The organism is Azohydromonas aeria, assembly GCF_009760915.1.
GTDB lineage: Bacteria > Pseudomonadota > Gammaproteobacteria > Burkholderiales > Burkholderiaceae_C > Azohydromonas > Azohydromonas aeria.
In genome coordinates, this window is record NZ_VIDQ01000151.1 from 1 (window position 1) to 6252 (window position 6252).

6 protein-coding genes are annotated in these 6252 nt (G+C 71.0%); 3 read left to right on the plus strand and 3 right to left on the minus strand.

Annotated features, from left to right (window positions below):
* The first annotated feature begins 178 nt into the window (after positions 1-178).
* On the plus strand, positions 179-1411 hold the full coding sequence (locus tag FJ694_RS35725; RefSeq protein WP_157272273.1) for a tyrosine-type recombinase/integrase: 1233 nt from the start codon (positions 179-181) through the stop codon (positions 1409-1411).
* 487 nt (positions 1412-1898) lie between these two features.
* Here FJ694_RS35725 and FJ694_RS35730 read toward each other — a convergent pair whose 3' ends face one another.
* Positions 1899-2195 carry a hypothetical protein gene (locus FJ694_RS35730; protein WP_157272274.1) on the minus strand — a complete coding sequence of 99 codons (297 nt, stop codon included), beginning with the start codon at positions 2193-2195 and terminating at the stop codon, positions 1899-1901.
* On the minus strand, positions 2192-3247 hold the full coding sequence (locus FJ694_RS35735; RefSeq protein ID WP_157272275.1) for a PRTRC system protein D: 1056 nt from the start codon (positions 3245-3247) through the stop codon (positions 2192-2194). The genes FJ694_RS35730 and FJ694_RS35735 overlap by 4 nt, the downstream gene beginning before the upstream one ends.
* Positions 3248-4411: 1164 nt before the next feature.
* On the opposite strand from FJ694_RS35735, the gene FJ694_RS35740 reads away from it, so the two are divergent.
* A complete protein-coding gene (locus FJ694_RS35740; RefSeq protein WP_157272276.1) occupies positions 4412-5602 on the plus strand; it encodes an integrase domain-containing protein in 1191 nt (396 codons plus the stop codon).
* Between the two features lie 230 nt (positions 5603-5832).
* Here FJ694_RS35740 and FJ694_RS35745 read toward each other — a convergent pair whose 3' ends face one another.
* Positions 5833-6177, minus strand: a complete 345-nt coding sequence (locus tag FJ694_RS35745; RefSeq protein ID WP_375140302.1) for a DNA/RNA non-specific endonuclease — start codon at positions 6175-6177, stop codon at positions 5833-5835.
* A gap of 2 nt (positions 6178-6179) precedes the next feature.
* On the opposite strand from FJ694_RS35745, the gene FJ694_RS38125 reads away from it, so the two are divergent.
* The coding region (locus FJ694_RS38125; protein ID WP_510513692.1) for a DUF5372 family protein at positions 6180-6252 on the plus strand (73 nt) is incomplete at its 3' end.

The following is a 6252-nucleotide window of genomic DNA, read 5'->3' on the forward strand; positions in this document are numbered from 1 at the left end:
CGCTCCCTCCGCCACCCGGTCTCCCCGGGTTGTTTCACGGCCTCCCATAAGTCCCTGTCCCACAGGGAAAAAGGCCAAATTCCCCTCCCACGACGTGCCACCAAGGCGCACCTAATCGCTCCAGAATTGATGGGTAGCATGATGGGTCGCAAGACCGTCAGGCATCCGGAGGTTCGGCATGGGTCGGGTCGCAGTTGAGCTCAGCGCGCTCGCGGTTTCTCGCCTGGTCGAGCCCGGGCTCCACTTCGTCGGCGGCGTCGCCGGCCTGGCCCTGCAGGTCAAGCCCACGGGCGCCCGCACCTGGATCCTTCGCATGGTGGTGGGCGGCCGGCGCCGGGACATGGGCCTGGGTGCCTATCCCGGCGTGACACTGGCGCAGGCCCGCGAGGCCGCGCGCACGGCCCGCACCAAGGTGCGTGCGGGCGTGGACCCCATCGAGGAGAGCCGTGCCGCCCGGCTGCGGCTGCAGGCCGAGCGCGCCGCGGCCCTCACCTTCCGGGACTGCACGGCCAGGTTCATCCGGTCGCATGCCCCGGGCTGGCGCAATCCCAAGCACGCCCAGCAGTGGGTGAACTCCCTGGAAACCTACGCCCATCCGGTCATGGGCGCGCTGCTGGTGCGCGACGTGCAGCTGCAGCACGTCATGGCCGTGCTGGAGCCCATCTGGCAGGCCAAGACGGAGACGGCGAGTCGGGTGCGCGGCCGCATCGAGCAGGTGCTGGACTGGGCCGCGGCCCGGGGCTCCCGCGAAGGCCCCAATCCGGCCCGCTGGCGCGGGCACCTCGACAAGCTGCTGCCGGCACCGGGCAAGGTGACGCGGGTCGAGCACCACGACGCGCTGCCCGTGGACCAGGCGCCCGGCTTCATGGCCCGACTGCACGCCGCGCCCGGCATGGGCGCCCGGGCGCTGGAGTTCGCCATCCTGACCGCGGCCCGCTCGGGCGAGGTGCGCGGCGCCACCTGGCCCGAGATCGACCGGGACACCGCGGTGTGGACCGTGCCGGCCGGGCGCATGAAGGGCGGGCGCGAGCACCGGGTGCCGCTGTCGCCCGCGGCCCTGGCCCTGCTGGATGCCCTGCCCCGCCAGGCGGACAACCCGCTGGTGTTCCCCGCGCCCCGCGGCGGCCCGCTCTCCGACATGACGCTGGCGGCAGTCCTGCGTCGCATGCAGGTCGCCGCGGTACCCCACGGTTTCCGCTCCACCTTCCGCGACTGGGCCGCCGAGCGCACCCACTTCCCGCGCGAGGTGGCCGAGATGGCGCTGGCACATGCCATCGGCGACAAGGTCGAGGCGGCCTACCGGCGCGGCGACCTGTTCAACAAGCGGCGCCGGCTCATGGACCACTGGGCTGCGTTCCTGGGCCGGCCGGCCGCAGCCGGCAAGGCGGCGCCCGACGACCACACCCCCTGAACCGCTGCCCGTCCAGGGCGGATGCGTCGCTGGCCTGGACGGTGGCTTCTCCTGCCATGCCCGGCCCGGAGTGCGGGCAAGCCGCCGCCCTGCCACCCGTCTCTGCATACCAGGATGGGGCAAGCGCAGCCGACCGCGGCAGGGCGCCACCTCCGGCAACCCCTGCACGGCCTGGCGCGCTGCCCGGCAGCGTCGTCACCCACCTGGATGCCGCTACCGCAGGCGCCTTGCCGTGGCAAGGTGGGCCTGCGCGCTCATCAATGCCGACCATCTCACCCGGCCATCGCCGGCCGGCAGGCACCCGTGCATGGCCTTGCCTGGCTGCGGCACCAGGGGGCGTGACAGCGTCCGCTGGCGCGTGTCCCGGCCCCGTGCCCGGAGCCGGGGAAGTGACCACCAGTCGTGCACATCCGGGCGCGCAAGTGCGGGCCATTTGGGGAAGCGACCCATTCCCTGCCGGCGCCTGCCGCCACACCGCGCCGCGGAGTCACTCCGGCAGGGGCGGACTGAAAAGCGCGTTGGTGACCGCGGGGTCGCCCAGGTCCGTCCGCGGCGCTGACGGCAGCGCAGGCGCAATCGGGACGGGAGCGGTCGGCGCAGCGGCCGGCACCAGGGCCCAGCCCTGGGCCATGAGCCCCTCGTGGGCCAGGAAGCGCAGCCGGTTGACCCGCTTGGGGCCCTTGTTGAACCGGATCAAGTCGTCGTAGAGCCTCGGGTTGTCCTGCCTGGACATCTCGAAGAGCATGCTCAGCGGCCCCTGGTCCCTTGCGCTGGGGGTACTCATGCGCCTGCTCCCTCGCTGGAGGCCGGGGCCGCCTTGTCCGCCGGTGCCGCGTCGTCGCCAGCGGCCGGGCGCATGAAGTTCATGCCGGCGAGCTGGAAGCCGCGCACGTTGGCGAAGATCGGCTCGCGCACCTCGTGGATGCGATGCCGCGGAAAGGCCTCCCGCACCGCCTTGCGGTAGAGGAACGCCCCGCCGCCCACCAGCACGATGTTCTGGAAGCTGTAGTCGGCCGGGATGCGCTCCAGCATCGCGCCCACCGCGCGCTGGGCATGGGAGTGGGCGACGGGCATCAGCCGAGAGATGTCGAAGGCCTTCTGGTAGACCATCGGGCTCTTGCCGCTGCGCAGCGCCCGGTCGATGGCATCGAAGTCGGTGTACGGGGTGCCGATCTCGGTGCCGATGTCCTTGGCGATGACGCGCAGGATGTCGCTCACGCCGCGCGACACCGAGTCGCTGGTCTTGAGCACCAGCCGCATGCCGCGCGCCACGAGCCAGTCGAAGGTGCGGGCGCCGGGATCGATGATCAGGCTCTGCTCGTGGGCGATGGTGCCCAGGCGGCCGTGCGTGGCCGCGTAGTACAGCAGCGCGCCCTGCGGCTGCGCCACGGCGAAGGCCTTGCGCACCTGCACCGAGCGTCCGCCGCCGATGTCGTGCGTGCCGACCACCGCCCGCTCCAGCGCGGCCTTCTTCGCCATGAAGTGCCCGACCGGCAGACCGACCACCAGCAGGTCGATGGCCGGCACCTTCATCAGCGCCAGCGCCCCGCGCAGCAGCGCCATGTACTCGGGCATCTCGGTGTAGCGGTCGTGCAGGTGCGTGCCGCAGAGGTTGTCGCTGGCCAGCTCCACCTCGGGCCCGACCTCGTAGAACAGGCCGTTGATGGGAATGGCGATCGTCCTGCGCCGCTCGGCCGCCGGCAGCGTCGCCGGGTCGCGCACGCTCGGGTAGGCGATCGACGGGATGACGCCGCAGCGGACCTCGCTGCCCGAGACGCCGGTGACGAACTTGGTGTTGCCGAAGCCGACATCCACCGCCCTGACCACGCTGTCCATGACGGGACTCCTCGTTGGGTTGACGAAGGGCCAGCATTCGCCGGCCGCACCGGTCCCGCCGCGCGAATGAAACGTCCTGGACACGGGCTTTCGCGCTCAAGTCCGGACACGGCGGGAGTCCGGTGCGGCTGCGGTTCGGCTGCCGGCCGACCTGCCGCGGCGGCCAGCGCCTGGCGCTGCTGCCGCCGGGACCAGGGTCCCACCCGAAGACGCCTCGTCAAGGACGCGGCTCGCAGGTGCTGCCACGGCGAGGCCTGTGACGGGGCTCCTGTTCGACCGGCGCGGAACCAGAGGCCGCTGGCCAGGCCGTCAACCCGAGGGGAAAAGGCGCCTCGGCGGGTCCTTGTGCGAATAAGTGCGGCTCACGTGAAACATCTGCTGCCCCCGAAAGCCCCCCGTAGCCGCCCCTCTTTCCGCTGGACCGCCCGACCTCGCGAACGTCCACTGGAGCCTCTCCCGCAGGCTCCTTGCCCTGGACACATCGCGTCGTCGAAAAGGCGTTGCGGTCGTTACCCGCCCTCCTCCAGTACGCCGGCCGCCGTCGGCATGGCCGCCATCGCGTTCGATGGTCACGGCCCGAGTGGTGCCCGTGCAGGCCTTGGCGGCCTGCCGGTCCACGGGCCGGGCGTTTCCCGCTGGACACGCCCCAGCTCCCAGCCTTGCCGCCAGCAGCGATGCCGGCGCCGAGCTTCGCCTTCCTCGTCGAGCACGTGCACGGCACCGCGCGCGGCCGTGTGGCCCATGGGCTCCCCGCGCGACCCTCGCTCGTCAACCCGGACGCGCCCTGGAGACACCGGTCAGGGGCGCAACCCATGCGGGTGGAAGGAAACGTCAAGGAGAAACCGATCCGAAGAGGCACCCGGGCCACCGTGTCCGGCGCCGGTGGCGCCAGCCCTGCAGCGGGCCGCCGCCATCGTTCCCCCGCGATCGCCGAAATTCGTGCGCGGGCCGGATCAGCTGTCCATTTTTAAGACCGACCGGGCCGGCCCTCACGGGCCGGCGAAACCCTGGGTGGCGACAGTGGTGCTCGTGGTCGCGCGCTGTCGTCGGCTGCTGGACCATGCCCTGCCGGAGACCGGGGTCCGCTCCCGGCAGTTCTGCTCACGCACGGACTCCGCCCAACGGCCCGCAAGGGCGTGTTCCCTTCCATCGAGGAGGCCTCGCATGCCGAAGACGCCCAGGCTATCTACCCGGCGCAGCATTCACAGGGGGGCCATCACGCCCGGCGTCCGCATCGACCAGCCCGAGCGCCAACGGGACTGGGCGGACGCCAGCCCGGCGCAGATCCTGGCGCGCCACCCGCCCGGCAGGTTCAAGCCGCTGGAAGTGCTGGAGGTACTGATCTCGCTCCACAACTCGGGCCACACAACGCTGGAGAAGACGGTGTCGCACAAGACCCGGCACGACCGCGCGACGTTCCTGCGCCGCTTCTTCCGCGACCTGCAGGCCAAGGCCGGCTTCCGGACGCTGCCCGATCCCCGTAACCTGGGCTACCGGCACGTGCAGGCGATGGTCCGGGTGTGGCAGCAGGACCGGCTGGCGCCAGCGACGATCCAGACCTACCTGAGCTTCCTGCGTGGGCTGGCGCTGTGGCTGGGCAAGCCGGGACTGGTGCGGGAACCGGGGCATTTCGGGCTGACGCCAGCGGAATACCGGCGCCACGAGTCCGCGGAGCGCGACCGCAGCTGGAGCGGCCATGGCATCGACGTCGACGCGCTGATCGAGCGAATTGCCGACCACGACCGCCACGTCGGGGCCCAGCTGGCCGTGATGCGAGCGCTGGGGCTGCGGCGCAAGGAAGCCGTGATGTTGCGGCCGCGTGCCTGCACCGTGCCCTCCGAGGCCCTGGGCTTGTCGGAGTCGGAGCGGGCAGCCGACTTCTACGTCCGGATCAAGGCGGGCGCCAAGGGGGGCCGCATGCGGCTGATCCCGCTGGATTCGCCGCTGCGCCTGTCGTCGATGGCCCGGGCCAAGGCCGTGGCCGAGCACGCCGACGCGCACCTGGGCAACCCTGCCCTGGACCTGAAGCAGAACCTGCGGCGATTCAATCACGTGCTGGCCAGGTTCGGGCTGACGTGGCGCGAGCGCGGCGCGACGGGACACGGCCTGCGGCACGAGGCTGCACACCACGCCTTCCAGGCCCTGACCGGCGAGCCAGCACCGATCCGAGGCGGCAGCCCGCTGGCGCCGGACGTGGAGCACGCGGCGCGAAGACACGTGGCAGAACTGGCAGGCCATGCGAGGCTCCGAGCGTCCAGTGCCTACCTGGGAGCAATCCGTCGCCAGCACGGGCATACCGCGCCTCTTCCAGTGTGCTCCCCAGCGGACGCCACCCCATCCGATCCGCCCGTTTGACTCCGGAATCCTGTCACTGTCGCGCACGAAGTTCGGACCGTCGCCCCGGTCTCGTCGAGGGCCGGCCCTGAAGAGTCCTGTCCACCATTGGCAGCGGCCTTCCCGATCAAGCATGCCGCGGGTACAGATACCAGGACAGCAGGGGACGTGTCATGTTCGGACCATGCGACCAGACGTCTCGCATGGCCTCCGCACATCATGGAGACGCGCCGGCAGCGGGCCCTGCGGGGCTACTCTCCGGGATCAAGCCCCGGCAGGAAGTCAATGCCGGTCCGCTGCACCAGTTCCCGGTAGCTGATCGGTTTGCTGGCACGGGCCTCGTTGGAATTCTCGACCCAATGGACCCAGGCCCTGTTCGACCCGGCGTCGTACACCAGCTTGTAAAGGTGCGAGGGCACCCATACCCGCCCCTTGCCGATGACCTGCGCTCCGCTGCTGCCATACACCGGCCCCGTGTAGACGTACACCGGCCCCTTGGCACGCTTGACGTACTGGCGCGTCGCCTTTTCGATGTCAGCCCAGACGCCACGATTCTCATGAGTCTGCGACTGCACGTTGTGCGGACGGACAAGCACGCATGGAATTCCGGGTTACGCATCCGTTCCATCCCTGGTGCGGAAGAAGTTTTCCGTTGGCTACCCGTAAAGACA

Bases quoted from the DNA above. Each gene is read 5' to 3' on its own strand.
- FJ694_RS35735 (WP_157272275.1), bottom strand. From the start codon at position 3,247: ATGGACAGCGTGGTCAGGGCGGTGGATGTCGGCTTCGGCAACACCAAG.
- FJ694_RS35730 (WP_157272274.1), bottom strand. From the start codon at position 2,195: ATGAGTACCCCCAGCGCAAGGGACCAGGGGCCGCTGAGCATGCTCTTC.
- FJ694_RS35740 (WP_157272276.1), top strand. From the start codon at position 4,412: ATGCCGAAGACGCCCAGGCTATCTACCCGGCGCAGCATTCACAGGGGG.
- FJ694_RS35725 (WP_157272273.1), top strand. From the start codon at position 179: ATGGGTCGGGTCGCAGTTGAGCTCAGCGCGCTCGCGGTTTCTCGCCTG.